Raw genomic sequence first — 26685 nt, forward strand, 5'->3', positions numbered from 1 at the left:
TTCTCGTCGGAAAACCGTATAATGACCACGAGAATATATAAGGGTGGGATGACGGTTATGGCGAGAGTATCCACGAAAGAGAATAAAAATATTTACCACAAAACACGGGAGGAGCTGCATTTGACCCGGGAAGCAGCCAGCGAACTTTTGGAATCCCTTGCGCCCGAGCGTATCGAGAAGATCGAGAACGAGCGCTGCCTGCCTCACCCGGATGAAGTGCTGGTCATGGCGGATAAGTACAAACAGCCCAGCCTCTGCAACTACTACTGTGCCAACCAGTGCCCCATCGGGCAGCAGTATGTGCCGGAAGTAAAAATCAAGGACCTGTCCCAGATCGTTCTGGAAATGCTGGCCTCTCTCAACTCCATGAACAAGCGCAAAGAGCGGCTCATTGAGATCACCGCGGACGGCATGATCAGCGAGGATGAGCTGACAGACTTCATCTTCATCCAGAAAGAGCTGGAGCGCATCTCCATCACAGTGGAGACGCTGCAGCTCTGGGCGGAGCGGATGCTGGCCACCGGTGCCATTGATGCCAAGCAGTACCATGCCTGCAAGGAACGACTGGAAACCGAGAAAAATTAAACGGAACCATTTTGCTGCCGCAGTGGAAATAGGCGCTCCTATTTTGCTGTATCTGTCCTGGTTGCTCCTCCGACGGAATGGTAAAATATCCCCATAAGCAGAGGGGCAGCACTCTGAGACCATGTACAGCGAGGTGATCCCAATGGACACAAAAGCGCGGATTCTGGCACTCCGTCTGATGGAACGACTCCGGAACGATCCAGCTTATGCGCAGTCCTTGGGCGTGGAAGCCGCCCTGAAAAAGCGGCTTCCACCTTCTATCCACTCCCATCTCCAAACAGAGGGCCTCACCGTGCTGTGAAGCCCTTTTTTGCAAACTGGGAGGGTTTGATAATGAGAGATGAGATCTGTGTGTATCGGGGAAAGGAGGCAAAGAGTATGCGTCCTTATGACGAACAGCTGCGCGCTTTGCAGGCCCAATGCGCCCGGAAAAAGAAGCTGGAGGCCACGGTGGCAGAGCTGCGCGCTCAGCGGGATACGTATACCGCCCGGACTCAGGAGCTGGAGCAGCAATTTCAGGAGGAACAGGCGGATGTGGACCGCCTGGAAGGGCGGAGCCTTTCCGCCTTCTTCTACCAAGTCATCGGAAAAATGGATGAGAAATTGACCCAGGAAAAGCGGGAGGCCTACGCCGCCCGGGTCAAATACGACGCCGCCGTCCGGGAGTTGGACGGGGTTGAGTGCGATCTGCGCAGGTCCGAGGAGGAGCTGGATTCCCTCCGGGACTGCGAGCAGCGCTATGCCTCCCTGCGGCAGGAAAAAACACAGGCGGTCAAAGCGGCCGGCGGCAACACGGCGGAAGAGATCCTGACCCTGGAGGAGCGGTCGGCCTATCTGGAGAGCCAGGTGCGGGAACTGGAAGAGGCCTGCGCCGCCGGGCAGGCCGCGCTGGTCACTGCGGACCAGATCGCCGACAGCCTGCAGAGCGCGGAAAGCTGGGGCACCTGGGATCTGGTGGGCGGAGGCCTGTTCGCCGACCTGGCAAAGCACGACCATCTGGATAAGGCCCAGGCATCTGTGGAATCTCTTCAGTCTCAACTGCGCCATTTCAAGACGGAGCTGGCCGATGTGACCATCACCGCCGATTTTCAGGTCAGTATCGACGGCTTTCTGCGGATGGCCGACTACTTTTTTGACGGTCTCTTTACCGACTGGGCCGTGCTGGATCAGATCCATCAATCCCAGGCCCAGATTCAGGATACCAGAAATCAGATCTGCGGCGTACTGGGCCATTTACAGACTCTGATGGACCAGGCCACCGCGGAGCGGGACAGTCTCCAGCAGGAAATCACGCGCCTGGTAGACAGCGTGCCCATGTGAGCGGGCCTCTCAGAGCATATGAAACAGTTTGAAAGAAGGATCGACAACCCGATGGACGACGACACAGGAGCACAGAAGCTTCACGTACTCTGGATCGACTGGACAAACCATATCGTATCCTTTCACGAGGAACTGGGATATGAACGTTTGGAATTTGCCACCCGTAAAGACAAGATGGAATATGTCTTTCAGAAAGGGGCCAGCGGTTTTCGCATCCAGTGAATCGGTCCGTTGATCGGAATACAATAGAACGAGGAGAGATCCATGAACTTTGTCATTGAACACCTCTCAAAGCGCTTTGAGCTAAAAACGGTTTTGAGAGATATTGATTTTACCTTTCAGGCGGGGAAGATCTACGGCCTGCTGGGGCGGAACGGCGCCGGCAAGACAACCCTTTTCAATTGTCTCAACCGGGATATGAAAGCAGACGGCGGCGCCTTTTACCTGGAGGAGGACGGGGTGCGCCGGGATGTGGCGGCGGAGGACATCGGATATGTGCTCTCCACCCCCACGGTCCCCGAATTTCTGACCGGGCGGGAGTTTTTAAAGTTCTTTCTGGACATCAACAGGGCCTCCATCCAAAGTCCCAAGTCCCTGGATGAATACTTTGACTGGATGAGCATTGCGCCGGAGGACCGGGATAAGCTCCTCAAGGACTATTCCCACGGCATGAAGAACAAGATGCAGATGCTCGTCAACATCATCGCCCAGCCCAAGATCCTGCTGCTGGACGAGCCGCTGACCTCTCTGGATGTGGTGGTGGCTGAGGAGATGAAGCAGCTGCTCCGCTCCTTGAAGGACGGCCGGATCACTCTTTTCTCCACCCACATTCTGGATCTGGCCCTGGACCTCTGTGACGAGATCGTGCTGCTCAGTCACGGAACCCTGGAAGTGGTGGCGAAGTCCAATCTGGACGATCGGGAATTCAAAGAACGAATCATTGCAGCGCTGAAAGAGGAAACCTATGCTTAACACACTGCGGCTGTCCTTTTCTCTGAAAAACACCTATCGGGTCAACAGCATTCTCTATTCCCTGCGGCAGATCCCGCTGCTCAAATCCCTCCTCCCCGCCGCCCTGTATCAGGTCCGGGGACTCAAGATCTTTGCCAATGTCCTGTCCCTGCTCTGGGAGCTGGTCTCCATTTTTCTCTTTAAGGCCCTCTACTTCCTGGCGATGGTATGGGGTCTGGGGCTTCTCTATCAGAACGTGCCGTCCCCGCTCTCCTTTCTGCACATTCTGCTCTTTCTGACGCTGATCGGCTCCTATATGAACACCAGTCTCTTTGTGCCCACCCGGGACAAGTATTACGCCATGATCCTCCTGCGGATGAACGCCCGCTCCTACACGCTGGTCCATTACGGCTATGCGCTCCTGAAGACGGTGGTGGGTTTCCTTCCCTTCACCCTTCTGCTCGGGCTGGAGCGTGGGGTCCCCCTGTGGCTGTGCCTGCTGCTTCCCTTCTGTGTGGCAGGGGCCAAGCTGTCCGTGGCCGCTTACTCCCTGCGGGATTATGAGAAAAAAGGCTCCGTCCACAAGGAAAATAAGCTTCAGAAACTTGTCTGGCTGCTGACGGGAGTGCTGTTGGTACTGGCCTATCTGCCGCCTGCTCTCGGGTTCGTCCTGCCCCTGGCCGTTTCCGCCGGACTGTTTCTGATCTGGATCCCGGCAGGCCTGGTGAGCCTGCGCCAGGTGGTGAACTTCCGGTATTACCGGGAGATCAACCAGGAGCTTCTCTCCCAGGTGCCCACCCAGATGGACTCGGCCAAGAAGGCCACCAAAGCCGCCAGCGAGAAGGCCATCTCCGCGGATACCTCCATCACCAGCCAAAAAGTGGGTTTTGAGTACCTCAACGAGTTGTTCATCCAGCGGCACCGGAAGATTTTATGGCGCTCTTCTCTGCGCATCGCCGGTATCTGCGCAGTGCTCTGCTGCGGGGTACTGCTGCTCATGGAGCTGCTCCCAGAGGCCAAGACCAACATCCATCAGTCCGGGATGACCTGGCTGCCCTACTTCGCCTTCATCCTCTATTTCATCAACCGGGGTACCGGCTTTACGCAGGCCCTCTTTATGAACTGCGACCACAGTCTGCTGACCTACTCCTTCTACAAGCAGCCCGGATCGATCCTCAAGCTCTTTCAGATCCGCCTGCGGGAGATCATGAGGATCAACGCAGTTCCCGCCCTGGTGCTCGGCGTGGGGCTCGTCCTGATCCTCTACGCCTCCGGTGGGACGGACAATCCCCTCAACTATGTGGTGCTTCTGGCCTCCATTCTGTCCATGAGCCTCTTCTTCTCCATCCACTATCTGACCCTCTACTACCTGCTACAGCCCTACACAGCGGGAACCGAGATGAAAAGCGGGACCTACCGCATCGCAATGGTATTGACCTATGTGGTGTGCTATCTCATGATGGATCTCCGGCTGCCCTTACTGGTATTCGGCGTGGCCTGCATCGTCTTTTGCGTACTGTACTCCATGGTCGCCTGTATCCTGGTCTACCGCTTCGCTCCGCAGACCTTCCGGCTGCGTACATAAGCCGCCATCGAATTCTTCCTGCGGGGCAAACACATCCTTCCTCATGGCATTTCCGCGCCTGCTGTGCTATAATTTCTGCAATAAGGCAAAGAAGGAGCAGCAAGTATGATTCGAGATATCTGCAAGGATGAAACCTTTCTGGCCCAAAAGGCGGAACCTGCCACGCCGGCGGACCTGCCCGTCGCCGCCGACCTGCTGGAGACCCTGGAGCACCATAAAGCGGGCTGCGTGGGCATGGCGGCCAATATGATCGGCGTGAACAAGCGCATCATCGCCTTCGACAACGAGGGCACCTATATGGTCATGTTCAACCCGGAGATCGTCAAACAATCCGGTCCCTACGATGCGGAGGAGGCCTGCCTCTCTCTCACCGGCACCCGCCCGGCCAAGCGCTGGAAGTCCATCAAGGTGCGCTGGCAGAATGAGAAGTTCCAGGAGCGGCTGAAAACCTTTACCGGCTGGACGGCCCAGATCATCCAGCACGAGATCGACCACTGCGAGGGCATCCTCATATGAAAAAGTGTAAGATCACCGTCATGCGCATCGCCCGCTATGAGGACCTGATGGCCCAATATGAAAACCCCATCTCCCACGCCTGTGACATGGCGGTGGGGCAGACCTTCGTCGCCAACGGCTGGGAGAAACCGGAGGGCTTTTGTCCCAGCGCCTGGGATACCCTCTCCCCGTTTGTGCTGGCCCTGAGCCACGGCGCAGAAAACTTTTACGATGGCTGGATGAAGAACCCCAAGTCCGCCATGCTCTCCTGCAACGACGGCTTCCGTCCGGTGAGCTTCCTGGTGGAGGCCTTGGACGAGGATGCAGACTAAAGGAGGTCATACGATGTTTGGACCGAACCCGGACGCTGTCCACCCCAACGAATATATTCCCAGCGTCTGCTATATCAAGAATGTCATCACCCGCTCCAATATCCAGGTGGGCGACTACACCTATTATGACGACGCGGCCACCGGAGGTGAGGACTTCGAGGCCCATGTGACCCACCACTATGACTTCATCGGGGACAAGCTGATCATCGGAAAGTTCTGTGCCATCGGCAAGGGGGTGGAGTTTGTGATGAACGGGGCCAACCACCGCATGGCCTCGGTCACCACCTATCCCTTCAATATCTTCGCCCACGGGTGGGAGAAGTGCACCCCCACCCTGGACGAGCTGCCCTTCAAAGGGGATACCGTGGTGGGCAACGACGTGTGGATAGGGCAGAATGTCACTGTACTGCCCGGCGTCCACATCGGCGACGGGGCCATCATCGGGGCCAATTCCGTGGTGGCCGGCGACATCCCGCCCTACACCATCGCGGCCGGAAACCCCTGCCGGGTGATCCGCCCCCGCTTTGACCCGGAGCTGACCGACTACCTGCGGAAGCTCCGCTGGTGGGACTGGGACGCGGAAAAAATCTTCCGGAACCTGGAGGCCCTGTGCAGCGGTGATCTCGCGCAGATCCGCCGCATCGAGCCGTGATGGGAGGACAGCGCATGAAACTTGCAATTCTATCCGACACCCATGGCCTGCTGCGGCCTGAGGTGGTGGAACATCTGAAAACCGCCGACGCCATTCTCCACGGCGGCGACATCAACAAGCCCAGTATCGTGGACGAGCTGCGGCAATACGCCCCTCTCTACATCGTCCGGGGCAACAACGACAAGGAGTGGGCCGAGCACATCCCCCACGACCTCACCGTGACCCTGGACGGCGTGACCTTTGCCATGGTCCACAACAAAAAAAAGGTCCCGGCGGACCTTTCCGGCGTGGATGTGGTAGTCTTTGGCCACTCCCACAAGTATGTGCAGGAGGAGCGGGACGGTATCCTCTGGCTCAATCCCGGCTCCTGCGGTCCCCGGCGGTTCCATCAGGAGATCACCATGATGATGGCGGAGCTGACGGACGGGAAGATTCAGGTGGAAAAGGTCATCATTCCCCATGAAGTGAAATGACAAATCCCATTTGACCACACAAAAAGCGCCCGGAGCTTGAAAACTCCGGGCGCTCTATTTTTATTCCAGGATCGTCCCGTCCAGCAGCAGCGTCTGCCGCGGGGCGCACCCGAGCGCCTTGAAGTCGGAGAACAGACACTCGATGCAGGTGGGCCGGACACGGATCAGGTGCATGGGGCTCTCCAGCTTGCGCAGAAATTCCAGGGAGAGCTTTTTCCATGTGGCGTGGGCGTTGTAGGCTTCGCTGAATGGCTCCACCAGCTCGGCCAGGCCCATCACCTGCATCCCATGGAGCTTTCCAAAGCCCTCATACCGGTCATAAATGGCCAGGCACACATGGGGGTTGCTCTGAAGGCCGATGAACTTTTTCCCTCCCTCGCTGAACATCCAGAAAGCGCCGTCGTGCCAGCTGTATTCGATGGGGGTACAGCGCACATAGTCCCCGGTCCCGGTGGCCAGGGCACAGGTGTTGTTGGACTGGATATACTCCTCCACCATGACCCGCAGTTTGCCCTGCTCCATCCGGACGCTGACCGCGTCCTTTTCCTCCCAATAGCGGGCAGCGGCCTGATATGCCTCGTCTGTCATACACATCCCTCCCAGTCTGCTTTTCTTCAGTATAGCACACAGCTGGAGAAAATGTCAGGAATCCGGGCGAAAGTGACCGCTTTCCCTGGTAGATTTTTGGCCGCCCGGACGGTATACTGAAATGCAGAAACCGGAACGCAGGAGGAACATGCCATGAGTTTGGGAAGCAGCTTATACCACGCCCGGAAAAAGAGCGGGCTGTCGCAGGAAAATGTGGCCGAAAAACTGGGGGTGAGCCGCCAGACCATCTCCAAGTGGGAGACCAATGAGACCCTGCCCGACATCCGCCAGTCCAAGGGGCTGGCCATGCTCTACCACATGACCCTGGACGAGCTGATCGAGTACGACTTTGACGAGCAGCAGGCCCAGCAGATGATCGACAGCGTCAGCGACGAGGCCCAGGCCCGGATCGACTGGAACAAGGTATGGAGCAAGAAGTACCCGGTGCTCTCCACCTACCATCAGCGGGTGCGCATCAACGACTATGCCCCCGCTCTGCGGGAGATGCTCACCCAGCTGCGGGTAGACTACGGCTACAATCACACCGACGCCTTACTGGTGCTCAAGGACATTCTGGCCCGGGTGTGGAAGGGCCAGATGTGAAAAAATACACTCCCCCATTCTGTGCGGCCCATAGGCTGTCACAGGATGGAGGGAGTCTCTTGTTTTATGGCTCGCCCGCAGGCTTATTTCATGTTACTTCGTGCGAACTCTTGCGCGGATCTCCCGCTTGACCTTCTCCAGATCCGGATCGCACAGCAGGGGCAGGACCTCCACCAACTCCTCCGGCTCCAGATCCCACCACCGGAATTGCAGCAGCAGGCCGGTCAACTCCTCGTCAAACCGGTTCTTGATGAACTTCGCCGGATTGCCCCCAAACACCGTGTAGGGCGGGATGTCCCGGACCACCACGGAACAGGCGGCCACGATCGCGCCGTCGCCGATCCGGACACCCGGCATGATGACGCACTCCCGCCCGATCCAGACGTCATTGCCCAGCACGGTATCCCCTTTTCGGGGGAGCTGATCCAGGTGGGGTGGGGTGTTCTCCTGCCAAGCTCCGCCGAACACATGGAACGGATAGGTCGTAACGCTGCTGATGCGGTGGTTGGCCGGCCCCATGATGAACTTTGTGCCCGAGGCGATGGCGCAGAACTTCCCGATGATGAGATGGTCCCCAAACTCCGGGTAGTTAAAGAGCACATTGTTCCGTTCAAACCCGGTTGGGTCTGCCGCGTCGTCGTAATAAGTGTAGTCCCCGATGGAGATATTGGGGGCCTTGACCACATTTTTGATAAAGCAGGAGGTCTTATATTCGTTTGGAAAGACCTGATTGGGGTCTGGTATCTGATGCATGCCTGTCATCCTTTCTTATGTTTCGATCACATCCTTCCTCCGGCATCCTGGGGTGGCAACCGCCCGTTTTTTTCTGATTTCTTTCATTCTTGTACACTCCTGTGCGGATGGTTCGGCATCGCCCGTCAAACCATCATGCTCTCAAAATCTGCTCCATGGATTTTCCCTTGGCCAGCTCGTCCACCAGCTTGTCCAGGTACCGGATCTCCCGCATCAGGGGGTCCTCGATCTCCTCCACCCGGACGCCGCACACCTTGCCGGTGATGAGGGTGCGGTTGGGGTTCAGAGCAGGGGCGTTGCGGAAAAAGTCCCCATAGCTGGTGTCGGACTCCTCCAGCCGGGCAATCTCCTCGGCCGTGTATCCGGTGAGCCAAGCGGTCACCTGGTCCACCTCTTCCCTGCTGCGGCCCTTCTTCCCGGCCTTATTGACCAGGAGCGGATAGAGCTTGGAAAAGGGCATCTGTGTTACATCGGTGCGGGGCATAAAAATACCTCCCTCCATTTTGTGCTTTCATCATACCATACGCACTTACCCCTGACAACCAGATTGGTTCTGGCCCTCGGACAGTATAAAAAACCGGCACTGCAACTCGCAGTGCCGGCTGGATGGTGAGAATGATCAGAAGGTAACCGTGCGGCTGGGCTCGGTAAAGGAAGAGAAGGTCGCAGTGGCTTCCGTCAGGGCAAAAATCATGGTGTTCCCGTCACCCGGGGCATACATGGCACGGAGATCGGGATAGGCATCCAGCATATGTTCCTGAGCCGCCACTTCGGGCACTTCCACAGCCTTAGCCGCCAAACGCAACCAACGCTGTCCATCAAAGGCGCAGATCTCCACCTTCGGATTTTCCAGCATCTGCCGCGCAATATCCTTTTTCCGTCCAGTCTGGATGGTGAGCTGGCCCTGGTACAGATCCACGGTGCCGAAGGGGCGTACCCGAGGCTGATCTCCGTCCATGGTAGCCAGATAATAAGTGCCGCAGGTTTTCAGGAATTTGTAGACTTCTTCCATGGAATATCCCTCCTTGTTTTTCTCCATTGTATACCCCTGCTTCCCCACCGTCAACATCCCCAGACAGCGCCGGAACGGAAAATCCTTGACAAGAGCGCTCAAACCGCTATAATGAACAGTGTTCATATTGAGGTGATCGGATGAATACCATTGTCACATCCAAAGAGGAGATCCTGAAGACCAGCCGGGAGCTGATCCGCCGGGAGGGCTGGTCGGCGATCAGCATCCGCTCGGTGGCGGCGGCCTGCGGAGTATCGGTTGGATCCATTTACAACTATTTCGATTCCAAGGCCGCCCTGATGGGCGCCACGGTGGAGAGCGTCTGGTGTGAGATCTTCCACCGTCCGGAGGACGGGGCCGTGTTTCAGGACACCCAGGCCTGCATTACCTGGCTGTACGGGCGGATGGAATACGGCTGCAACGAGTATCCTGGTTTTTTCACCCTCCACTCCCTGGGCTTCCTGGGCGAGGACAAATCGGATGGAAAACGGCGGATGCAGCAGACTTGGCAGCATATTTTAGAGGGGCTGTGTTCCGTCCTGAGGCGGGATCGCAAAGTCCGGCCGGACGCCTTTACCGCGGCCTTTACGGCGGAGAAATTTGCGGACCTCCTGTTCTCTCTGATGCTGTCCGCCCTGCTGCGGCAGGATTACGACCCTGCGCCGGTACTGGAGATCGTCCGCAGGACCCTCTATTAAAATTCCCACTCTGCCGTGGGAATTTTATATCCACGAAATTGAACATCGTTCACCAAAAGGAGGACCCAAATGAAAGTAAAACGGAATACGCTGCTGCTGCTCGCCTGTCTGGTGTGGAGCGCGGCGGGCTTCAATATTCTCCGCATCGGTCTGATGGCCTATCCGCCCCATCTTACGGTGGTGAATTATCTGCTGTCTGTGCTGGTTTTTGTCGTGTTCCAGCGGTTTATCTTCGGAAAGCTGGTGAAAAAGCACACGGCCAGGATCATTTCCTACCTGGAGGAGCGGCACTTCTTCCTGAAATTCTTTGACGGAAAGGCCTTCGCCATCATGGCGGTGATGATGACCGGCGGCATCGGCCTGCGCGTGAGCGGGTTGGCCCCGGAGCGGTTTATCGCCGTCTTCTATACCGGACTGGGCGCGGCCCTTCTGCTGGCCGGGCTGCTGTTCGGCCGAAACTTCGGCAAGGCGGTCTTTGCCGCATCCCCCGCACAAAACCATATGGAACAGAAAGGAGAGTAAACCATGCAGGCAATTATGGAAACACTGTTTGATGCCGTCTATCTGATCTCCGTCATTACCATCGGGGTCCGGATGATCCAGGGCAGCAAGGGAAATCGTCAATTCCGGCTGTTCGGTCTCATGGCGGTGGTGCTGGGCGCGGGCGACGCCTTTCATCTGATCCCCCGTGCGGTGGCTCTGTGCACCACGGGCCTGGAGCACTATACCGTTCCGCTGGGGCTGGGCAAATGGATCACCTCGGTCACCATGACCATCTTCTATGTCCTGCTCTACTATGTGTGGCGGCAGCGGTACCGCGTACAGGGACAGAGTGGCCTCACCGCCGCGGTGTATGTCCTGGCAGGGCTGAGAATTTTCCTGTGCATGATGCCCCAGAACCAGTGGCTCAGCGCCGACGCGCCCCTCTCCTGGGGCATCTACCGCAACATCCCCTTTGCCCTGCTGGGCCTTCTGGTGATCGTGCTCTTCTACCGCAGCGCCAAGGCACAGGGGGACCGGGCCTTCCGCTGGATGTGGCTGACCATCGTGCTGAGCTTCGGCTTTTACATCCCGGTGGTGCTGTGGGCGGACGCCATCCCCATGGTCGGGATGCTGATGATCCCCAAGACCTGCGCCTATGTCTGGACGGTGCTCATCGGGTACTTTGCCATGAAGCAGGAGTGCAAATAAAGGAGAATCCGGTATGAAACGATATAGCAACACGGCTTTGGTGTACGCCATCCTCGCCATGGTGGGCGGTGTATTTTATCGGGAGTTTACCAAATTCAACGGCTTTACGGCCAGAACGACCCTCTCCATGGTACATACCCACTACTTCCTGCTGGGCATGGTATTTTTCCTGCTGCTGCTTGTGCTGGAGAAGAACTTTTCCTTCACGGGAGCCGCCACCGGGCGGGTACTGGCCGTCTATCACGTGGGTCTGAATCTGACCGCTGTGATGCTGGCCGTCCGGGGTGTGATCCAGGTGCTGGGAAACACCCTTTCCTCCGGCGTGAACGCGGCCATCTCCGGCATAGCCGGGATCGGCCATATCCTGCTGGGCGTCAGTCTGGTGCTGCTGCTTCTGCAAGTCAAACGCAGCGTACCGGCGGCGCAGGGATAAGAACATAAAAGATTGGAATGGGGGCTGGTGCGGTGCATCAGCCCCCTCTCTGTTCTCTTTTCTGCCAGCACAGGGGTGCAGGAACAAAACTTTCAGTTGATGGTTTCCATAAAATTATGTATGATGGATTTAAAGCAGGATCTCCGATTCCCCTCCCCATGTCATGAAAAAACGAAATCTGCCCGGCCGTGCGGCAGGGGGGCTTTCTCCACTCGCCAAGAGAAATGCCCTTTGCCCTGACTGCTGCACCTGGAGCGTTGTTTGCGTAAGGAGGAACGCCAAATGGAAGGAGCGAAGTTTCCAGCCATACTGCGGGAGCATTGGTACTTGATTCCCCTGGCGATTGGCATACTGCTGCTGCTCGGCGCCATTCTGAATTGGAATTGGCTCTGCGGTCCCACCGGCAAGCCCGAATCCCATCGCTATAGCCGCGGCTCCCGGCGGGCGATCTTTTTCCTGTTGGGGATCGTGCTGATCGTGTCCAGCCTCTGGCGCTGTCTGCTGACGCTGTGAGGGCAGATCCGCCGGGGTTGACGCATGCCGCAGACAAGCTCTGCGGTACCGATCGAATCACAACGAACACCATTCAGCGAGGTTATCATGATCGAAATCAAAGGAAAATACAACGAGGCCAAGATCTTCACCGACGTGGTGGACAGCGCCTCCATCGCACAAGTCCAGGAGCTGTGCAATCAGGAATTTGCGGCGGGCAGCCGCATCCGGCTCATGCCCGACATCCACGCCGGCGCGGGGTGCACCATCGGCACCACCATGACCATCACCGACAAGGTGGTGCCCAATCTGGTGGGAGTGGACATCGGCTGCGGCATGGAGACCGTGCGCATCCGGGAACGCCGGCTGGAGCTCCAAAAGCTGGACAAGTTGATCTATGAGAAGATCCCCTCCGGCTTCTCCATCCGGGACAAGGCCCACCGCTATTGCAGCGAGATCGACCTGGGTGAGCTGTGCTGTGCCCGCCACGTGGACCTTCTGCGGGCGGAAAAGAGCATCGGCACTCTGGGCGGCGGGAACCACTTCATCGAGGTGGACCGGGATGACGAGGGAAACCTCTATCTCGTGGTCCATTCGGGCAGCCGTCATCTGGGCGTGGAGGTGGCCAGCTACTACCAGGAGGAGGGCTACAAGGTCCTCAACCACACGGACGACGCCTCTCTCCAGGCCCTGGTCGCCCAGATGAAGGCGGAGGGCCGGGAGAAGGAGATTCAGAAAGAGCTGAAAAAGCGTAAGAATCTCAAGCAGACCAGTATTCCCAAGGCCCTGGCCTATGTGTCCGGGGCGCTGTTTGAGCAGTACATCCACGATATGAAGCTCGTCCAGCACTTTGCCATGCTCAACCGGCAGGCCATCATGGATGAGATCATCAAGGGCATGAAGCTCCATGTGGAGGAGCAGTTCACCACTATCCACAACTATATCGACACCGACGCCATGATCCTGCGGAAGGGGGCTGTGTCCGCCAAGGCAGGGGAACCGCTGCTCATCCCCATCAACATGCGGGACGGGGGCCTCCTCTGTGTCGGCAAGGGCAACGAGGACTGGAACTGCTCCGCCCCCCACGGGGCAGGCCGCCTGATGAGCCGGGCGGACGCCAAACAGTCCTTTACCGTGTCCGAGTTCAAAAAGCAGATGGCAGAGGTCTACACCACCTCGGTGAGCAAGGCCACCCTGGACGAGTGCCCCATGGCCTACAAGGGGATGCAGGACATTCTGGACAACATCGGCCCCACCGCGGATGTGGTAAAAATCATCCGCCCCATCTACAACTTCAAGGCCGGGGATGAGGAAGCGGTGAGGTGATGGAGCGGATTCTGGTCATCGGCTGCCCGGGGGCGGGAAAGAGCACCTTTGCCCGGGCCCTGCGGGATCTGACCGGCCTGCCCCTTCACTACCTGGACCAGATCTGGCACCGGCCGGATGGGACGCAGATCTCCCCTTCCGCATTTGACGCGCGTCTGTCCGAAATCCTCCGCCAGGAACGCTGGATCGTGGACGGCAACTATCTGCGCACGCTGGAGCTCCGGCTGCGGCACTGCGACACGGTATTCCTGCTGGATTATCCCCCTTCGGTCTGCCTGATGGGCGCCGCATCCCGCATCGGCATGCCCCGTGAAGATCTCCCCTGGGTGGAGGAGACCTTTGACCCGGAGTTCCGGCAGTGCATCGAGGACTTCCCACAGACGCAGCTGCCGCAGATCTACGCCCTTCTGGAACGGTACCAGGCGGGAAAGACGGTCTTTGTGTTCCGCCGCCGAGCGGAGGCCAGCCAATGGCTTCGCCGGCAAACTGGGCCCCACTGCCCCAAATAAAAGAGAAGCCCCCCATCCTGTGCCGGTCCGCCGGTGGCACAGGACGGGGGGCTTTGTCGTTTAACTGGAGGGGCGAAGAATCCCCTTTCTTGTGCAAATTTTATACTTGACTTTATCAAGTATATGATCTATACTTGATTTTGTCAAATAAATGGAGGTGATCCCTTGTACAGCGACTCCTTTGCCTTTTCTATCTCCGTACTACGAAAGCACTTTGTCGCCTACTGCTCCGAGAGAATGGCGGAGCTGGGCGTCACCTACAGTCAGCTCTTCATCCTCATCTATATCGGCAAGCGGCGGCAGTGCTCGCCAAAAGAGATCTCCGAGTCCCTCAAGCTGGACGCCGGGCAACTGAACCGGACCCTCTCCAAGCTGATCGAGCACGGCTTTGTGGACCAGCGCAAGAACCCCATGGACCGGAGAGCCAATATCGTATGCCTGACCGAGCGCGGCAGCACGGTCTTTGCGGCCAGCCGCTCCCTCTTTGCCGAGTGGGACGAACAGGTCCTCTCTCCCCTGGACAAAAACAGCCGACACCTGCTGATCGATCTTTTGAAACAGATCACATTTTCTATGAATCACCACATGGAGGAATCAAATCATGAATAAACTCAATGCCTTTCTCGCGCTCCTGTCCGGAAACTTTGACAATGCGGAGCAGTTTGAAGCCAAAAAAGCGGACCAGCCCGACTTTCCCTACGCCCGGCATGTGAATACCGTCTGCAACGACAAGATCTCCCACCTGCCGGCCGATTTCCAGGGGGCCTTCCTGCTGGAGGAGAGCTACTACACCGCCAAGGGGAACACCCACGCCACCCCGCACCTGTTCCTCTTCACCGAGGAGGAGGGCGGCATCCGGCTGACCTCTTACGAGATCCCCGCCGGCTATGACAAAAACACCTTTACCTATCAGAACCTTCAGGAGATCGACTTCCGGGATCTGAAGCAGTCGGAGAAATTCACCCCCGCCCTGTATGTGGAGAAGGACGGCGTGTGGGAGGGCGGCAGCGTCAGCATGTTCTCCCCCGTGCTGAAATTCACCCTGTTCGAGCGCTTCTCGTCCCAGTGCCTGGAGGTCAGTGAGAGCATGGAGGTCAACGGCAAAAAGACCTTCGGGTATGATGAACCCATCCTCTACAAGCGAGCCGACTGATCCCCTCCCCTCTCTTTGATCTCTTCCCCTCTCTTTTTTGCAAGCCTGCCAGAGGGCCCGACAGAACCCGGGCGCTCTGGCAGGCCTTTTTCTCGTCCCGCCGGCGGATAGAATAAATTTACGCCCCTGTTTACAGGTCCGCCCATATATCCTAAAATAGAAGTCCATACCACTTGGAAAGGAGCCATTCCCCCTATGGATATCTGGGAACGCATGTACCTGGCCGCACGGGAGCAGTATCACCCCACCCAGCTCTCCCCCTTCCTCTACGCCCACCATGTGGCCGCCGCCGTGGAGAGCGGAGACGGATGCATCTATACCGGCTTCTGTATCGAGAGCGCCTGCGGCGTCATGGACCTGTGCGCGGAACGGACCGCCGCACTCCACATGTACCTGAGCAGCGGGCAGACGCGGATCCGGCGGGTCCTCGCCTTCCGGGAGGCACCCCCCACAGAGGGCAGCGGGATGCCCTGCGGAGCCTGCCGGGAATTTCTGATGCAGCTCAATCCGCAAAATCGAGACGCCGAGATCCTCGTGGACTATGCCAGCCGCCGCACGGTGCGCCTGGAAGAGCTGATCCCCGACTGGTGGGGCTGGAAGCGCTGACCTTCCCTCCCCCCTTTCGGCATTCCGCACGAAAACCCATCCCGGAGCACCCGGAAATTATATTGCGGATGTTGGAATTTCCCTTGACAAGAGGGGCAAAATCAGGTATCATCTTTTGTGTTGTAAAGCTCACGAACTTTACAAAGTGCCCAACCTTTACAAACCGGTTCTCAGAAGGAGGTCACAGAATGAAAAACCAGGCGTACCGCATGGCGATGCTGTTCGATTTTTACGGCGACATGCTCACGGACCGCCAGAAGGAATTCTATGACCTCTATTACAATGAAGACCTCTCCCTGGCCGAGATCGCCGAGAACTACGGCATCACCCGCCAGGGCGTCCGGGACGTGATCGTCCGGGCCGAGGCCATTCTGACCGAACTGGAGGACAAGACCGGGATCATCCGGCGCTTCCACAAGATGCAGGAGCAGTTCACCGACATTCAGACCGCCGTGGACCGCATCCGGCAGATCAACGAGGAGCGCCGCTATTACGATAACGGGATTGAGGGCAGCTGCAACGACATCCAGTCCATCCTGGACCAGCTCAGGCAGGAGTAATCTATGGCTTTTGAAGGACTCACCGAAAAACTATCCGCGGCGTTCAAGAAGCTGCGCGGCAAGGGCCGCCTCACCGAGGCCGACGTCAAGGAGGCCATGCGCGAGATCCGGGTTGCCCTGCTGGAGGCCGACGTCAACTTCAAGATCGTCAAGCAGTTCGTCGCCACGGTCACCGAGCGCGCGGTGGGCTCCGACGTACTGGAGAGCCTCACCCCCGCCCAGATGATCGTCAAGATCGTCAACGAGGAACTCACCAACCTGATGGGCAGCGAGACTGCCAAGCTCAATATCTCCCCCAAGCCCCCCACTGTGGTCATGCTGGTGGGTCTCAACGGCGCGGGTAAGACCACCAACGGCGCCAAGCTGGCCGGCTACATGAAAAAGCAGCACGGCAAGCGTCCCCTTCTGGTGGCCTGCGACACCTTCCGCCCGGCGGCCATCACCCAGTTGGAAGTGGTGGGCGGTCAGCTGGACGTCCCCGTCTTCCAGATGGGGCAGATCGATCCCATCGACATCGCCAAGGCGGGCATCGAACACGCCCGCAAGCACGGCAACGACATCGTATTCATCGATACCGCCGGCCGGCTCCACGTGGACGAAGAGCTCATGGAGCAGCTCAAGGACATGAAGGCCGCCATCTCCCCCGACGAGATCCTGCTCATCGTGGACGCCATGATCGGTCAGGACGCCGTCAACGCAGCCAAGACCTTTGACGAGGCGCTGGACATCACCGGCGTCATGCTCACCAAGCTGGACGGCGACGCCCGGGGCGGTGCAGCCCTCTCCATCAAGGCGGTCACCGGAAAGCCCATCAAGTTTGTGGGCGTGGGCGAGAAGCTGGACCAGATCGAGGTCTTCCACCCCGACCGTATGGCCTCCCGCATCCTGGGTATGGGCGATGTCCTCTCCCTGATCGAGAAGGCGCAGCAGAATTTCGACATGCAGAAGGCCGCCGAGCTGGAGCAGAAGCTGCGCAAGAACAAATTTACCCTTGCTGATTTCTATGAGCAATTGGCTCAGATCAAAAATATGGGCTCTCTGGCCGACATTGCCGGCATGCTGCCCGGCGTCAACGCCAAAGCGCTGGAGGGCGCCAATGTGGACGAGCGTGCCCTGGCCCGGACCGAGGCCATCATCCTCTCCATGACCCCCGCCGAGCGGGAAAACCCCTCCCTGCTGAACAACAGCCGGAAAAAGCGCATCGCCGCCGGCTCCGGCACCCAGGTGGTGGACATCAACCGTCTGCTCAAGCAGTTTGAGATGATGCAGCAGGTGACCAAGCAGTTCTCCGGCGGACGCATGAAGCGCAAGGCCGGACTGTTCGGCAAGATGAAAGGGATGAAATTCCCCTTCTGATCCCCGTTTGGTACGCGCACATGCGCTGACCATATAGAGATGTAGAATATGTTGGAGGTGAATCTACCATGGTTAAAATCCGTCTGCGTCGTATGGGCGCCAAGAAGGCTCCCTTCTACCGCATCGTGGTCGCCGACTCCCGCTATCCCCGTGATGGCCGTTTCATCGAGGAGATTGGTACCTACAACCCCCTGACCGCTCCCGCCGAGCTGAAGGTGGACGCCGAGCGCGCTCAGGCTTGGATCAAGACCGGCGCTCAGCCCACTGAGACCGTTAAGGCCCTGCTGAAAAAAGCCGGCGCCCTTTAATGGAGGTCCTTGGCCGCATGAAGGAACTGCTCACTTATATCGCCCGTAATCTGGTGGATCACCCCGACGCGGTGGCGGTCTCCGAGCACGAGGGCGATGGCGAGACCATCCTGGAACTCCGGGTCGCTCCGGAAGACATGGGTAAGGTAATCGGCCGTCAGGGCCGCATCGCCAAAGAAATCCGCACGCTGATGCGTTCGGTGGCCCAGCGTCAGGGCGGCAAGGTCTCGGTTGAGATCGTCGACTAACAAAAACGGCGGGGACTCCCCCGCTGTTTTTTTGTATCCAAACGCAAGGAGGAAAACCACCATGAAAAGCCAGTTTCTCGAAGCCGGACAGATCGTGAACACCCACGGCATCCAGGGCGAGGTGAAGATCGTCCCCTGGTGCGACTCCCCCGAGTTTCTCTGCGGCTTTGATACCTTTTATATTGACGGCGCGCCGGTGAAGGTCCGCGCCGCCCGGGCCCACAAGGGCAATGTCCTGGCCCGGCTGGAGGGCGTGGAGGATGTGAACGCCGCCATGCGCCTGAAAAGCAAGATCGTGGAGATCGACCGCTCCGGGATCGTGCTGCCCGAGGGCCGCCACTTCATCGCCGACCTCATCGGACTCACCGTGATCGACGACGACACCGGGGCCTCCATCGGCGTCATTGACGAGGTCCTCACCCCGCCCGCCCACGAGGTCTATGTGGTCAAGGGCGAAGGCAAGACCTATATGATCCCGGCGGTGGACGCCTTCCTCCGGGGCACCAACGTGGACGAGGGCTGGGTCCGGGTCCACCTGATCGAAGGGATGGAGGGCTAAATGTACCGCATCGATATCCTGACCCTGTTTGATCAGACCGTGGGCGACATGATGAACGAGTCCATCCTGGGCCGGGCCCAGGAGCGGGACCTCATCCGCATCGAGGCCCACCAGATCCGGGACTACACCCTCAACAAGCAAAAGCAAGTGGACAACTACCCCTACGGGGGCGGCCGGGGAGCGGTCATGCAGGCCGATCCTCTCTTCCGCTGCTGGGAGCACGCCAAGGCCCTGGGTGAGGGGCCGGTGCGCACCATCTACCTCTCCCCCTGCGGCAAGACCTTTACCGAGGCTGACGCCCGCCGGCTCAAGGAGGAGTACAACCACCTGATCCTGGTCTGCGGCCACTACGAGGGCATCGACGAGCGCTTCATCGAGGAGTGCGTGGACGAGGAGATCAGCCTGGGCGATTTCGTTCTCACCGGCGGCGAGCTGCCCGCCATGTGCGTGGCCGACGCGGTGGCCCGCCTGGTCCCCGGCGTGCTGGCCGACCCCGAGTGCTTTGAGGATGAGAGCCACTGGAACGGCATGCTGGAGTACCCCCAGTACTCCCGCCCCGAGGAGTGGCACGGCCGCAAGGTTCCGTCCATCCTCCTCTCCGGGCACCATGCCAACATCGCAAAGTGGCGGCGCAAGCAGTCCATCCTCCGCACCCGAGACCGGCGCCCTGATCTCTACGCCAAGCTGGATCTGAGCTCCAAGGCCGACCAGAAGCTGCTCCGGGAGATCGCCGAGGAGGAGCGCCAGCGTCTGGAGACCGCTTCAGACCCGGCGGAGCCCGATTCCCAGGCGTAGCGCGCCAAGTCTCGGCTCCTTTCCCTTTACTTTTTCCGCCCGGCGTGATACAATGGCTCCATACTTCGAAATATAATTTTCAAAATGATATCAAGGAATGGTTCACATGAGTTTTAAAATCATTGTTGACAGCTGCTGCGACCTCACCCCCGCGCTGCTGCACAATTCCGCCTTCTGTAAGGTTCCCCTTACGATTCAGGTCGGGCCCCATACCTTTGTGGATGACGACACCTTCGATCAGGCCAACCTGCTCTGGCGGATGAAGGAGAGCGAGGAGGCCCCCAAGACCTCCTGCCCCTCCCCCGCTGCCTATCTGGAGGCCTTTGACTGCGGGGCGGACGACATCTATGTGGTCACCCTCTCCGCCCTTCTCTCCGGCTCTCACAACAGCGCGGCGCAGGCCCGGCTCATGTTCCTGGAGGATCATCCCGGGGTGCGCATCCACATCTTCAACTCCTGCTCCGCTTCTTCCGGCGAGGTGCTGGTGGCCCTCAAGGTGCTGGAGCTGGCCCAGTCCGGTCTGGACTTCAACGCCGTGGTCCAGCAGACCTCCCGCTTCATCAACGAGATGGAGACTCTGTTCGTGCTGGAGACCCTGGATAACTTGCGGAAAAACGGGCGCCTGACCCGTCTTCAGAGCCTGGTCACCGGGACCCTGAAGATCAAGCTGCTCATGGGCGCCACGCCGGAGGGCGAGATCTGCAAGCGCGGGCAGGCCCTGTCCATGAAGCAGGCCCTCTCCAAGATGGTGGAACTCATGGCCAAGGACCCGGCCCACAGCGGACGGACCCTCTGCATCACCCACTGCAACTGTCTGGAGCGTGCCTTCCAGCTCAAGGAGATGGCGCTGAAGAGCTGCAAATTCGGTGAAATCCTCATCTGCGAGACCGGCGGAATCTCCACGGTCTACGCCAATGACGGCGGCATTGTGGCCGCCTATTGATCGGCCGGTCAGCGGGCTGCTTTGTCGGAACGGGACAGAGCGGCCCGCTCTCTTTTTCTCCCGGGCGGGGACTTGACTTTTCCAAACACAGACGGTACGATAGTATCACCAACTTTTTCCGGGAGGTTTTTACAGATGGAACTTCAGGACTGTATCCGAACCCGCCGCAGCGTGCGGAAATTTACCGATGAGCCGGTCAGCCATGCCCTGTTGGAGCAGATCATTTCTCTGGCGGCCTGGGCGCCGTCTTGGAAAAACACGCAGATCAGCCGCTACATCGCCATTGAGGACCCGGCGGCCCTCCAGACGATCTGTGAGAAATATGCCACCTTCAACGGCCGCATCATCGGCGGATGCAAGACCCTGATCGCCCAGACCTTTGTGAAAAACCGCTCCGGCTTTGAGCGGGACGGCTCCTTCTCCACCGACCGGGAGGGGGGCTGGCAGTACTATGACTGCGGCATCGCCGCCCAGACCCTGTGTCTGGCCGCCCATGACCTGGGCCTCGGCACCGTGATCATGGGTATCTTTGACCGCAAGGGGCTGGAGGAATTCCTCCAGATCCCGGAGGACCAGGAGCTGATGGCCCTGATCGCCATCGGTCATCCCGACGGCGAGGCCGTCGCCCCCAAGCGCAAGGATGTGGAGACCCTCCTCTCCTACCGCTGATCGAAAGAAAAACATGCCCGCAGGGCCCGCTGTCTGCTCACCGGAGCAGGCGGCGGACCCTGTTCTGTTTTCCCCCCGCCTTGACGGCGCTTTTCCCCTCAGGTATACTGTTCTTACTCATTTTCGCAAGTTTGTAATGAAATTTAAGGTGGTAGCAAATGGATCTCTGTAATCTGAAAGACATCAAGGCCCTGCTGGCGCGGCACGGCTTTCACTTCTCCAAGTCCATGGGACAGAACTTCCTCATCGAGAGCTGGGTGCCCCAGCAGATCGCCGAGGCCTCCGGTGCGGGCCCGGGGGTGGGCGTGATCGAGGTGGGCCCCGGCATCGGCCCTCTCACCGTCCAGCTGGCCCAGCGTGCCGACAAGGTGGCCGCCGTTGAGCTGGACAAGAGCCTCCTCCCCATCCTGTCGGAGACTCTGGCCGACTTCCCAAATGCGGAGGTCATCCCCGGGGATGTGATGAAGCTGGACCTGCGCGCCCTGGCGGAATCCCATCTGGCGGGGCTCACCCCCATGGTGTGCGCCAACCTCCCCTACAACATCACCACACCGGTGATCACCTCCTTCCTGGAGGCAGGGTGCTTCTCCGCCATCACCGTCATGATCCAGCGGGAGGTGGCCCGGCGGATCTGCGCCGCCCCCGGCTCCTCCGACTACGGCGCGTTCTCCGTGTTCTGTCAGTACTACGCTGAGACCGAGCTCCTCTTTGACGTGCCCCCGGAGTGCTTCCTCCCCGCGCCCAAGGTGACCTCCGCCGTGGTGCGTCTGGTACCCCGGAAGGCCCCTCCCCAGACGCTGGTGGACGATAAGACTTTCTTCCGGGTGGTCAAGGCCGCCTTTGCCCAGCGCAGGAAGACCTTACTGAACAGCTTAAGCAGCAGCGGAGGATACTCTAAGGATCTCTTACGCTCTGTTTTGGCAGAATGCGGGCTGGAAGAGACCATCCGAGGCGAACGCCTTGGAATTGATGCCTTCGCGGAGCTGGCTTTCCGCCTGCAAAGCAATTCCAAACAGTCTTAATATAATTCTTAGTATCTATTTTTACTATTTAAGGTGCTCCATCTACCCCTTTTCACTCTCTTTAGTGCGGTAGAGAAAAAGAGCTTGTTTTTTCTCCCCCAATCCTGTAAAATAAAACCAAAGCATTTTCGAGGGGGTATTCTCTATGGCACCTACGAAGAATCGTGCGGTCCTGGACTGGATCGCTGATATGGCCGCAATGACCCAGCCCGATCAGATGGTCTGGATCGACGGCAGTCAGGAACAGATCGACGCGCTCCGGGCCCAGGCCTGCGCCACGGGCGAGCTGGAAAAGCTGAACGAGGAGCTTTTGCCCGACTGCTACCTGCACCGCACCGCAGTTAACGATGTGGCCCGCGTGGAGGACCGCACCTTTATCTGTTCCCGCCGGGAAGAGGACGCGGGCCCCACCAACCACTGGATGGCGCCCGATGAGATGTATGCCAAGCTCCGCCGCCTCTATACCGGCGCCATGAAGGGGCGCACCATGTACATCATCCCCTACTCCATGGGCGTGGTGGGCTCTCCCTTTGCCCAGTACGGCATCGAGCTGACCGACTCCATCTATGTGGTGCTCAATATGTGCATCATGACCCGGGTGGGCAACGCCGTTCTGGAGGCGCTGGGCGACTCCCCCGACTATGTCAAGGGACTCCACGCTAAGGCGGACCTGGACCCGGAAAACCGCTACATCGTCCACTTCCCCGAGGACAACACCATCATGTCGGTCAACTCCGGCTACGGCGGGAACGTGCTCCTGGGCAAGAAGTGCTTCGCCCTGCGCATCGCCTCCTACCTGGGCCGGAAGCAGGGCTGGATGGCCGAGCACATGCTCATCCTGGGCGTGCAGAATCCGGCGGGCGAGGTCCGCTACCTGGCCGCCGCCTTCCCCTCCGCCTGCGGCAAGACCAACCTGGCCATGCTCATCCCGCCCGAGCACTACCGGAAGGCGGGCTGGAAGGTCTGGTGTGTGGGCGACGACATCGCCTGGATCCGCGTGGGCGAGGACGGCCGCCTGTGGGCCATGAACCCGGAGAACGGCTTCTTCGGCGTGGCGCCCGGCACCAACGAGAAATCCAACCCCAACGCCCTGCACACCACCCAGCGGGGCACCATCTTCACCAACGTGGTACATAACCTGGACAACAACACCGTGTGGTGGGAGGGCCTGGACAAGAATCCGCCCGAGCACGCGGTGGACTGGAAGGGAAATCCCTGGAACGGCAAGACCTCCTCGGAGAAGGGCGCCCACCCCAACAGCCGCTTCACCGCGCCCGCCCGGAACTGCCCCTGCATCTCCCCTGAGTTTGAGAATCCCCACGGCGTGCCCCTCTCCGCCATCGTCTTTGGCGGACGCAGAGCCCGGACCGCTCCCCTGGTCTACCAGGCCCGGGATTGGGAGCACGGCGTATTTGTGGGCTCCATCATGGCCTCTGAGACGACGGCGGCCGCCGCCGGTGCCGTGGGCGTGGTCCGCCGGGACCCCATGGCCATGCTCCCCTTCTGCGGCTATCACATGGGGGACTACTGGCAGCACTGGCTGGATATGGAGCAGTGCACCGACGCCGCCAAGCTCCCCAAGATCTTCAATGTCAACTGGTTCCGCACCGATGACGAGGGTCATTTCCTCTGGCCCGGCTTCGGCGACAACCTGCGGGTGCTGGAGTGGATCATGAAGCGCTGCTTCGATGAGGTGGACGCCGACGAGACCCCCCTGGGCTATGAGCCCCGGCCCGAGGACATCGATCTGGAGGACTCGGGCGTCGATCTGGAGACCCTGCGGGGCCTGCTCTCGGTGGACCGGGACCTGTGGCTGGAGGACGTGGCGGCCATCCGCTCCTTCTACGCCAAATTCGGCGATAAGCTCCCCCCGGTACTCGCCCAGGAACTGGATGCCCTGGAAGCGCGGCTGAAATAATCGACCTGGCCCGCCATATGGATCATATGGCGGGCCTTTTGTTAAACCATTTATTTTAAACTAATGAGGTTAAATTTTAGTTGTCAATTCCGTCAAAATGTTGTATGGTATAAGGGTAGAGAAATCTGACTTCCCGGCGTTCCATGGTCCAACCAGCGGGGCCGCCCGGAAGCAAGGAGGAGCGTCTATGTTAGAGCAGTCCTATTTTGCCAAGGCCGACGAGCTCATTGCCCGCTACGGCAGGCAGCCAAGCGCGATCATTCCGGTCTTGGAGGACATTCAGGAAGCCTATCGCTATATTCCCCGTGAGCTTCTGACCTATGTGGCCGACGCGCTGGGGATCAAAGAATCCAAGGCATACAGTATCGCCACGTTCTACAAGAACTTTTCCTTTGAGCCCAAGGGAAAGTACGTCATCAAGGTCTGTGATGGGACCGCCTGCCACGTCCGGCACTCCGCGCCCATTCTGGCCGCTATGCAGAAGGAACTGGGCCTGAGCGCCCAGAAGCACACCACAGACGACATGCTCTTTACGGTGGAGACGGTCTCCTGCCTGGGCGCCTGCGGATTGGCTCCCACACTGACCGTCAACGACGAAGTACATCCCAAAATGACGCCTGAAAAAGCGGTGGCCCTGCTGCAGGAACTGAGAGGTGAAGCCCAATGAGGATGGAAGATCGCAACTCCCTTCTGGAGCGCCGGGAGACGGCCCAGCAGGCTCTGAGCGCCTATCGCTGCCGCATCCTGGTCTGTGCCGGCACCGGCTGTATCGCCTCCGGCTCCCAGGTCATCGCCGAGACCATGCGGAAGCTCTGTCAGGATCTGCCCAATGTGGAGGTGGAGTGCTGCGGACACGTGCCCCACATCGGCATCGCCAACACCGGCTGTCAGGGCATCTGTGAGCTGGGTCCCCTGGTGCGGATCGAGCCCTATCACTATCAGTACGTCAATGTGAAGCCCGAGGACTGCGCCGAGATCGTGGAAAAGACCGTCTGCCGGGGCGAGCCGGTGGAGCGCCTCTTCTACGAGAGCCAGAACGGCAAGACCTGCCCCAAGCCCGAGGACATCCCCTTCATGGCGGGACAGACCCGGGTGGTGCTGGAGCACTGCGGCAACATCGACGCCGTCTCCCTGGACGAGTACATCGCCGTGGGCGGATACGACGCCCTGAGCAAGGCCCTCTTCGATATGACCCCCGATCAGGTCATCCAGGAGGTGGACCGCTCCGGCCTGCGGGGCCGCGGCGGCGGCGGCTTCCCCACCGGCACCAAGTGGAAGCAGGTGGCCGCCCACACGGAGGCCCCCGTCAAATACGTGGTCTGCAACGGCGACGAGGGCGATCCGGGCGCCTTCATGGACGGCTCGGTCATGGAGGGCGATCCCTATAAGCTCATCGAGGGCCTGACCATCGCGGGCTATGCGGTGGGGGCCACGGAGGGCTATATCTACGTCCGGGCCGAGTACCCCAACTCGGTCTCCCGCCTGCACTACGCCATCGCCCAGGCGGAGGCGGCCGGTCTGCTGGGCGAGAACATCCTGGGCAGCGGCGTCACCTTCCATCTCCATGTGAACCGGGGCGCCGGGGCCTTTGTCTGCGGCGAGGGCAGCGCCCTGACCGCCTCCATCGAGGGCAACCGGGGCATGCCCCGGACCAAGCCGCCCCGCACCGTGGACCACGGCCTCTGGGAGCAGCCCACCGTGCTCAACAACGTGGAGACCTACGCAAATGTCCCCAACATCGTCCTCCGGGGGGCTGACTGGTTCCGCACCATCGGCTCGGACAACAGCCCCGGCACCAAGACCTTCTCCATCACCGGCTCCATCGCCAACACCGGCCTGATCGAAGTGCCCATGGGCACCACCCTCCGGGAGATCATCTATGACATCGGCGGCGGCATCAAGGGCGGCGGCGATTTCAAGGCGGTCCAGATCGGCGGTCCCTCGGGCGGCTGCCTCACCCGGGAGCACCTGGACGTGGGCCTGGACTTCGACACGGTGAAAAAATACGACGCCATCGTGGGCTCCGGCGGCCTGGTGGTCATGGACGAGCACACCTGCATGGTGGAAGTGGCCCGCTTCTTCATGAGCTTCACCCAGCGGGAGAGCTGCGGAAAATGCTCCCCCTGCCGCATCGGCACCAAGCGGATGCTGGAGATTCTGGAGCGCATCGTGGCCGGAAAGGGTACGCTGGAGGACCTGGACAAGCTGGAGGAGATCGCCGAGTTCGTCCGCAAGAATTCCCTCTGCGGCCTGGGCAAGAGCGCGCCTCTGCCCGTCATCAGTACCCTCAAGCGCTTCCGCAAAGAGTATGAAGAGCACATCGTGGACCACAAGTGTGCCGCCCACGTCTGCGAGGCCCTCAAGCAATACAAGGTAGACCCGGACAAGTGCATCGGCTGCACCAAGTGCGCCCGCAACTGTCCGGTGGAGGCCATTTCCGGTACGGTCAAACAGCCCCACGCCATCGACCCGGACAAGTGCATCAAATGCGGTACCTGTCTGTCCGGCTGTCCGGTGGGTGCGATCTACGTGGATTAAGGGAGGAAATCA

General features: G+C 59.4%; 37 protein-coding genes. 33 read left to right on the top strand and 4 right to left on the bottom strand.

Going from position 1 to position 26685, the window contains the following annotated elements:
* Positions 1–120: 120 nt before the first annotated feature.
* From I2C21_RS09960 to I2C21_RS10000, 10 genes are all read left to right on the top strand, one after another.
* Entirely contained in the window at positions 121–585 is a 465-nt protein-coding gene (locus I2C21_RS09960; protein ID WP_286167262.1) for an XRE family transcriptional regulator, read from the top strand.
* Between the two features lie 178 nt (positions 586–763).
* Positions 764–886 carry a hypothetical protein gene (locus tag I2C21_RS17600; RefSeq protein ID WP_286167263.1) on the top strand — a complete coding sequence of 41 codons (123 nt, stop codon included), beginning with the start codon at positions 764–766 and terminating at the stop codon, positions 884–886.
* A gap of 77 nt (positions 887–963) precedes the next feature.
* The gene (locus I2C21_RS09965; RefSeq protein ID WP_195279196.1) at positions 964–1905 is read left to right on the top strand and encodes a hypothetical protein; all 942 of its coding nucleotides are present in this window, start codon (positions 964–966) and stop codon (positions 1903–1905) included.
* Between the two features lie 18 nt (positions 1906–1923).
* Complete coding sequence (locus tag I2C21_RS09970) at positions 1924–2127, top strand: hypothetical protein (protein ID WP_195279197.1); 204 nt, start codon at positions 1924–1926, stop codon at positions 2125–2127.
* Positions 2128–2169: 42 nt separating this feature from the next.
* The gene (locus tag I2C21_RS09975; protein ID WP_195279198.1) at positions 2170–2877 is read left to right on the top strand and encodes an ABC transporter ATP-binding protein; all 708 of its coding nucleotides are present in this window, start codon (positions 2170–2172) and stop codon (positions 2875–2877) included.
* The gene (locus tag I2C21_RS09980) at positions 2870–4441 is read left to right on the top strand and encodes a hypothetical protein (RefSeq protein ID WP_195279199.1); all 1572 of its coding nucleotides are present in this window, start codon (positions 2870–2872) and stop codon (positions 4439–4441) included. The genes I2C21_RS09975 and I2C21_RS09980 overlap by 8 nt, the downstream gene beginning before the upstream one ends.
* Before the next feature lie 105 nt (positions 4442–4546).
* Positions 4547–4957 carry a peptide deformylase gene (locus I2C21_RS09985; RefSeq protein ID WP_101692983.1) on the top strand — a complete coding sequence of 137 codons (411 nt, stop codon included), beginning with the start codon at positions 4547–4549 and terminating at the stop codon, positions 4955–4957.
* On the top strand, positions 4954–5268 hold the full coding sequence (locus I2C21_RS09990) for a TIGR04076 family protein (protein WP_101692982.1): 315 nt from the start codon (positions 4954–4956) through the stop codon (positions 5266–5268). The genes I2C21_RS09985 and I2C21_RS09990 overlap by 4 nt, the downstream gene beginning before the upstream one ends.
* Before the next feature lie 13 nt (positions 5269–5281).
* A complete protein-coding gene (locus I2C21_RS09995) occupies positions 5282–5920 on the top strand; it encodes a Vat family streptogramin A O-acetyltransferase (RefSeq protein WP_195279200.1) in 639 nt (212 codons plus the stop codon).
* A gap of 14 nt (positions 5921–5934) precedes the next feature.
* Positions 5935–6393, top strand: coding sequence for a metallophosphoesterase family protein (locus tag I2C21_RS10000; protein ID WP_195279201.1), 459 nt, complete (start codon positions 5935–5937; stop codon positions 6391–6393).
* 60 nt (positions 6394–6453) lie between these two features.
* Here I2C21_RS10000 and I2C21_RS10005 read toward each other — a convergent pair whose 3' ends face one another.
* Complete coding sequence (locus I2C21_RS10005; protein ID WP_195279202.1) at positions 6454–6981, bottom strand: pyridoxamine 5'-phosphate oxidase family protein; 528 nt, start codon at positions 6979–6981, stop codon at positions 6454–6456.
* 153 nt (positions 6982–7134) lie between these two features.
* Between I2C21_RS10005 and I2C21_RS10010 the strand changes: the two genes are divergently transcribed.
* Positions 7135–7584 carry a helix-turn-helix transcriptional regulator gene (locus I2C21_RS10010; protein WP_186963606.1) on the top strand — a complete coding sequence of 150 codons (450 nt, stop codon included), beginning with the start codon at positions 7135–7137 and terminating at the stop codon, positions 7582–7584.
* 93 nt (positions 7585–7677) lie between these two features.
* On the opposite strand, the gene I2C21_RS10015 is transcribed toward I2C21_RS10010, so the two are convergent.
* From I2C21_RS10015 to I2C21_RS10025, 3 genes are all read right to left on the bottom strand, one after another.
* On the bottom strand, positions 7678–8337 hold the full coding sequence (locus tag I2C21_RS10015) for a CatB-related O-acetyltransferase (RefSeq protein ID WP_195279203.1): 660 nt from the start codon (positions 8335–8337) through the stop codon (positions 7678–7680).
* 133 nt (positions 8338–8470) lie between these two features.
* The gene (locus tag I2C21_RS10020) at positions 8471–8821 is read right to left on the bottom strand and encodes a DUF2200 domain-containing protein (protein ID WP_101692976.1); all 351 of its coding nucleotides are present in this window, start codon (positions 8819–8821) and stop codon (positions 8471–8473) included.
* A gap of 135 nt (positions 8822–8956) precedes the next feature.
* Entirely contained in the window at positions 8957–9349 is a 393-nt protein-coding gene (locus tag I2C21_RS10025) for a pyridoxamine 5'-phosphate oxidase family protein (RefSeq protein ID WP_101693970.1), read from the bottom strand.
* A 140-nt stretch (positions 9350–9489) separates the two neighbouring features.
* Between I2C21_RS10025 and I2C21_RS10030 the strand changes: the two genes are divergently transcribed.
* The 22 genes from I2C21_RS10030 (at position 9490) to I2C21_RS10135 (ending at position 26673) form a co-directional block, all read left to right on the top strand.
* Complete coding sequence (locus tag I2C21_RS10030; RefSeq protein ID WP_101692975.1) at positions 9490–10047, top strand: TetR/AcrR family transcriptional regulator; 558 nt, start codon at positions 9490–9492, stop codon at positions 10045–10047.
* Between the two features lie 69 nt (positions 10048–10116).
* A complete protein-coding gene (locus I2C21_RS10035) occupies positions 10117–10569 on the top strand; it encodes a hypothetical protein (RefSeq protein WP_195279204.1) in 453 nt (150 codons plus the stop codon).
* A 3-nt stretch (positions 10570–10572) separates the two neighbouring features.
* Positions 10573–11238: a hypothetical protein gene (locus tag I2C21_RS10040; RefSeq protein WP_195279205.1), complete on the top strand. Its 666-nt coding sequence runs from the start codon at positions 10573–10575 to the stop codon at positions 11236–11238.
* A gap of 13 nt (positions 11239–11251) precedes the next feature.
* Complete coding sequence (locus I2C21_RS10045) at positions 11252–11671, top strand: DUF2871 domain-containing protein (RefSeq protein ID WP_195279206.1); 420 nt, start codon at positions 11252–11254, stop codon at positions 11669–11671.
* Positions 11672–11953: 282 nt separating this feature from the next.
* A complete protein-coding gene (locus I2C21_RS10050; RefSeq protein WP_195279207.1) occupies positions 11954–12184 on the top strand; it encodes an Imm17 family immunity protein in 231 nt (76 codons plus the stop codon).
* Positions 12185–12271: 87 nt separating this feature from the next.
* Positions 12272–13489, top strand: coding sequence for an RtcB family protein (locus tag I2C21_RS10055; protein ID WP_195279208.1), 1218 nt, complete (start codon positions 12272–12274; stop codon positions 13487–13489).
* Entirely contained in the window at positions 13489–13998 is a 510-nt protein-coding gene (locus tag I2C21_RS10060) for a P-loop NTPase family protein (RefSeq protein ID WP_101692969.1), read from the top strand. Before I2C21_RS10055 ends, I2C21_RS10060 begins: the two co-directional genes overlap by 1 nt.
* A gap of 165 nt (positions 13999–14163) precedes the next feature.
* Positions 14164–14607: a bilirubin utilization transcriptional regulator BilQ gene (bilQ, locus tag I2C21_RS10065; RefSeq protein ID WP_286167264.1), complete on the top strand. Its 444-nt coding sequence runs from the start codon at positions 14164–14166 to the stop codon at positions 14605–14607.
* Positions 14600–15151: a hypothetical protein gene (locus I2C21_RS10070; RefSeq protein WP_101692968.1), complete on the top strand. Its 552-nt coding sequence runs from the start codon at positions 14600–14602 to the stop codon at positions 15149–15151. The genes bilQ and I2C21_RS10070 overlap by 8 nt, the downstream gene beginning before the upstream one ends.
* A gap of 195 nt (positions 15152–15346) precedes the next feature.
* On the top strand, positions 15347–15757 hold the full coding sequence (locus I2C21_RS10075; RefSeq protein WP_195279209.1) for a cytidine deaminase family protein: 411 nt from the start codon (positions 15347–15349) through the stop codon (positions 15755–15757).
* Positions 15758–15945: 188 nt separating this feature from the next.
* Complete coding sequence (ylxM, locus tag I2C21_RS10080; protein ID WP_101692966.1) at positions 15946–16317, top strand: YlxM family DNA-binding protein; 372 nt, start codon at positions 15946–15948, stop codon at positions 16315–16317.
* Positions 16318–16320: 3 nt separating this feature from the next.
* Positions 16321–17673 (top strand): signal recognition particle protein, encoded by a 1353-nt coding sequence (gene ffh / locus I2C21_RS10085; protein WP_186963614.1) that lies wholly within the window; start codon positions 16321–16323, stop codon positions 17671–17673.
* Positions 17674–17741: 68 nt separating this feature from the next.
* Positions 17742–17981 (top strand): 30S ribosomal protein S16, encoded by a 240-nt coding sequence (gene rpsP / locus I2C21_RS10090; protein ID WP_101692964.1) that lies wholly within the window; start codon positions 17742–17744, stop codon positions 17979–17981.
* Between the two features lie 17 nt (positions 17982–17998).
* A complete protein-coding gene (locus I2C21_RS10095; RefSeq protein WP_101692963.1) occupies positions 17999–18229 on the top strand; it encodes a KH domain-containing protein in 231 nt (76 codons plus the stop codon).
* Positions 18230–18290: 61 nt separating this feature from the next.
* The gene (rimM, locus tag I2C21_RS10100) at positions 18291–18788 is read left to right on the top strand and encodes a ribosome maturation factor RimM (RefSeq protein WP_186963616.1); all 498 of its coding nucleotides are present in this window, start codon (positions 18291–18293) and stop codon (positions 18786–18788) included.
* Positions 18789–19583: a tRNA (guanosine(37)-N1)-methyltransferase TrmD gene (gene trmD, locus I2C21_RS10105; RefSeq protein WP_101692961.1), complete on the top strand. Its 795-nt coding sequence runs from the start codon at positions 18789–18791 to the stop codon at positions 19581–19583.
* A 106-nt stretch (positions 19584–19689) separates the two neighbouring features.
* A complete protein-coding gene (locus I2C21_RS10110; protein WP_101692960.1) occupies positions 19690–20526 on the top strand; it encodes a DegV family protein in 837 nt (278 codons plus the stop codon).
* A 135-nt stretch (positions 20527–20661) separates the two neighbouring features.
* Entirely contained in the window at positions 20662–21195 is a 534-nt protein-coding gene (locus I2C21_RS10115; protein WP_101692959.1) for a nitroreductase family protein, read from the top strand.
* A 158-nt stretch (positions 21196–21353) separates the two neighbouring features.
* A complete protein-coding gene (gene rsmA, locus I2C21_RS10120) occupies positions 21354–22217 on the top strand; it encodes a 16S rRNA (adenine(1518)-N(6)/adenine(1519)-N(6))-dimethyltransferase RsmA (protein ID WP_193538409.1) in 864 nt (287 codons plus the stop codon).
* Positions 22218–22362: 145 nt separating this feature from the next.
* Positions 22363–24135 (top strand): phosphoenolpyruvate carboxykinase (GTP), encoded by a 1773-nt coding sequence (locus tag I2C21_RS10125; RefSeq protein ID WP_193538411.1) that lies wholly within the window; start codon positions 22363–22365, stop codon positions 24133–24135.
* Positions 24136–24322: 187 nt separating this feature from the next.
* Positions 24323–24802: an NADH-quinone oxidoreductase subunit NuoE family protein gene (locus I2C21_RS10130; protein ID WP_186963624.1), complete on the top strand. Its 480-nt coding sequence runs from the start codon at positions 24323–24325 to the stop codon at positions 24800–24802.
* A complete protein-coding gene (locus I2C21_RS10135; protein WP_195279210.1) occupies positions 24799–26673 on the top strand; it encodes an NADH-ubiquinone oxidoreductase-F iron-sulfur binding region domain-containing protein in 1875 nt (624 codons plus the stop codon). Before I2C21_RS10130 ends, I2C21_RS10135 begins: the two co-directional genes overlap by 4 nt.
* Positions 26674–26685: the final 12 nt, after the last annotated feature.

It is taken from the genome of Clostridium sp. J1101437_171009_A5 (assembly GCF_015547905.1).
GTDB classification, from domain to species: domain Bacteria; phylum Bacillota; class Clostridia; order Oscillospirales; family Oscillospiraceae; genus Pseudoflavonifractor_A; species Pseudoflavonifractor_A gallinarum.

Coding starts and splice junctions, on each gene's coding strand:
- I2C21_RS17600 (WP_286167263.1), top strand. CDS start 764: ATGGAACGACTCCGGAACGATCCAGCTTATGCGCAGTCCTTGGGCGTG.
- I2C21_RS09965 (WP_195279196.1), top strand. CDS start 964: ATGCGTCCTTATGACGAACAGCTGCGCGCTTTGCAGGCCCAATGCGCC.
- I2C21_RS09970 (WP_195279197.1), top strand. CDS start 1,924: ATGAAACAGTTTGAAAGAAGGATCGACAACCCGATGGACGACGACACA.
- I2C21_RS09975 (WP_195279198.1), top strand. CDS start 2,170: ATGAACTTTGTCATTGAACACCTCTCAAAGCGCTTTGAGCTAAAAACG.
- I2C21_RS09980 (WP_195279199.1), top strand. CDS start 2,870: ATGCTTAACACACTGCGGCTGTCCTTTTCTCTGAAAAACACCTATCGG.
- I2C21_RS09985 (WP_101692983.1), top strand. CDS start 4,547: ATGATTCGAGATATCTGCAAGGATGAAACCTTTCTGGCCCAAAAGGCG.
- I2C21_RS09990 (WP_101692982.1), top strand. CDS start 4,954: ATGAAAAAGTGTAAGATCACCGTCATGCGCATCGCCCGCTATGAGGAC.
- I2C21_RS09995 (WP_195279200.1), top strand. CDS start 5,282: ATGTTTGGACCGAACCCGGACGCTGTCCACCCCAACGAATATATTCCC.
- I2C21_RS10000 (WP_195279201.1), top strand. CDS start 5,935: ATGAAACTTGCAATTCTATCCGACACCCATGGCCTGCTGCGGCCTGAG.
- I2C21_RS10005 (WP_195279202.1), bottom strand. CDS start 6,981: ATGACAGACGAGGCATATCAGGCCGCTGCCCGCTATTGGGAGGAAAAG.
- I2C21_RS10010 (WP_186963606.1), top strand. CDS start 7,135: ATGAGTTTGGGAAGCAGCTTATACCACGCCCGGAAAAAGAGCGGGCTG.
- I2C21_RS10015 (WP_195279203.1), bottom strand. CDS start 8,337: ATGCATCAGATACCAGACCCCAATCAGGTCTTTCCAAACGAATATAAG.
- I2C21_RS10020 (WP_101692976.1), bottom strand. CDS start 8,821: ATGCCCCGCACCGATGTAACACAGATGCCCTTTTCCAAGCTCTATCCG.
- I2C21_RS10025 (WP_101693970.1), bottom strand. CDS start 9,349: ATGGAAGAAGTCTACAAATTCCTGAAAACCTGCGGCACTTATTATCTG.
- I2C21_RS10030 (WP_101692975.1), top strand. CDS start 9,490: ATGAATACCATTGTCACATCCAAAGAGGAGATCCTGAAGACCAGCCGG.
- I2C21_RS10035 (WP_195279204.1), top strand. CDS start 10,117: ATGAAAGTAAAACGGAATACGCTGCTGCTGCTCGCCTGTCTGGTGTGG.
- I2C21_RS10040 (WP_195279205.1), top strand. CDS start 10,573: ATGCAGGCAATTATGGAAACACTGTTTGATGCCGTCTATCTGATCTCC.
- I2C21_RS10045 (WP_195279206.1), top strand. CDS start 11,252: ATGAAACGATATAGCAACACGGCTTTGGTGTACGCCATCCTCGCCATG.
- I2C21_RS10050 (WP_195279207.1), top strand. CDS start 11,954: ATGGAAGGAGCGAAGTTTCCAGCCATACTGCGGGAGCATTGGTACTTG.
- I2C21_RS10055 (WP_195279208.1), top strand. CDS start 12,272: ATGATCGAAATCAAAGGAAAATACAACGAGGCCAAGATCTTCACCGAC.
- I2C21_RS10060 (WP_101692969.1), top strand. CDS start 13,489: ATGGAGCGGATTCTGGTCATCGGCTGCCCGGGGGCGGGAAAGAGCACC.
- I2C21_RS10070 (WP_101692968.1), top strand. CDS start 14,600: ATGAATAAACTCAATGCCTTTCTCGCGCTCCTGTCCGGAAACTTTGAC.
- I2C21_RS10075 (WP_195279209.1), top strand. CDS start 15,347: ATGGATATCTGGGAACGCATGTACCTGGCCGCACGGGAGCAGTATCAC.
- ylxM (WP_101692966.1), top strand. CDS start 15,946: ATGAAAAACCAGGCGTACCGCATGGCGATGCTGTTCGATTTTTACGGC.
- ffh (WP_186963614.1), top strand. CDS start 16,321: ATGGCTTTTGAAGGACTCACCGAAAAACTATCCGCGGCGTTCAAGAAG.
- rpsP (WP_101692964.1), top strand. CDS start 17,742: ATGGTTAAAATCCGTCTGCGTCGTATGGGCGCCAAGAAGGCTCCCTTC.
- I2C21_RS10095 (WP_101692963.1), top strand. CDS start 17,999: ATGAAGGAACTGCTCACTTATATCGCCCGTAATCTGGTGGATCACCCC.
- rimM (WP_186963616.1), top strand. CDS start 18,291: ATGAAAAGCCAGTTTCTCGAAGCCGGACAGATCGTGAACACCCACGGC.
- trmD (WP_101692961.1), top strand. CDS start 18,789: ATGTACCGCATCGATATCCTGACCCTGTTTGATCAGACCGTGGGCGAC.
- I2C21_RS10110 (WP_101692960.1), top strand. CDS start 19,690: ATGAGTTTTAAAATCATTGTTGACAGCTGCTGCGACCTCACCCCCGCG.
- I2C21_RS10115 (WP_101692959.1), top strand. CDS start 20,662: ATGGAACTTCAGGACTGTATCCGAACCCGCCGCAGCGTGCGGAAATTT.
- rsmA (WP_193538409.1), top strand. CDS start 21,354: ATGGATCTCTGTAATCTGAAAGACATCAAGGCCCTGCTGGCGCGGCAC.
- I2C21_RS10125 (WP_193538411.1), top strand. CDS start 22,363: ATGGCACCTACGAAGAATCGTGCGGTCCTGGACTGGATCGCTGATATG.
- I2C21_RS10130 (WP_186963624.1), top strand. CDS start 24,323: ATGTTAGAGCAGTCCTATTTTGCCAAGGCCGACGAGCTCATTGCCCGC.
- I2C21_RS10135 (WP_195279210.1), top strand. CDS start 24,799: ATGAGGATGGAAGATCGCAACTCCCTTCTGGAGCGCCGGGAGACGGCC.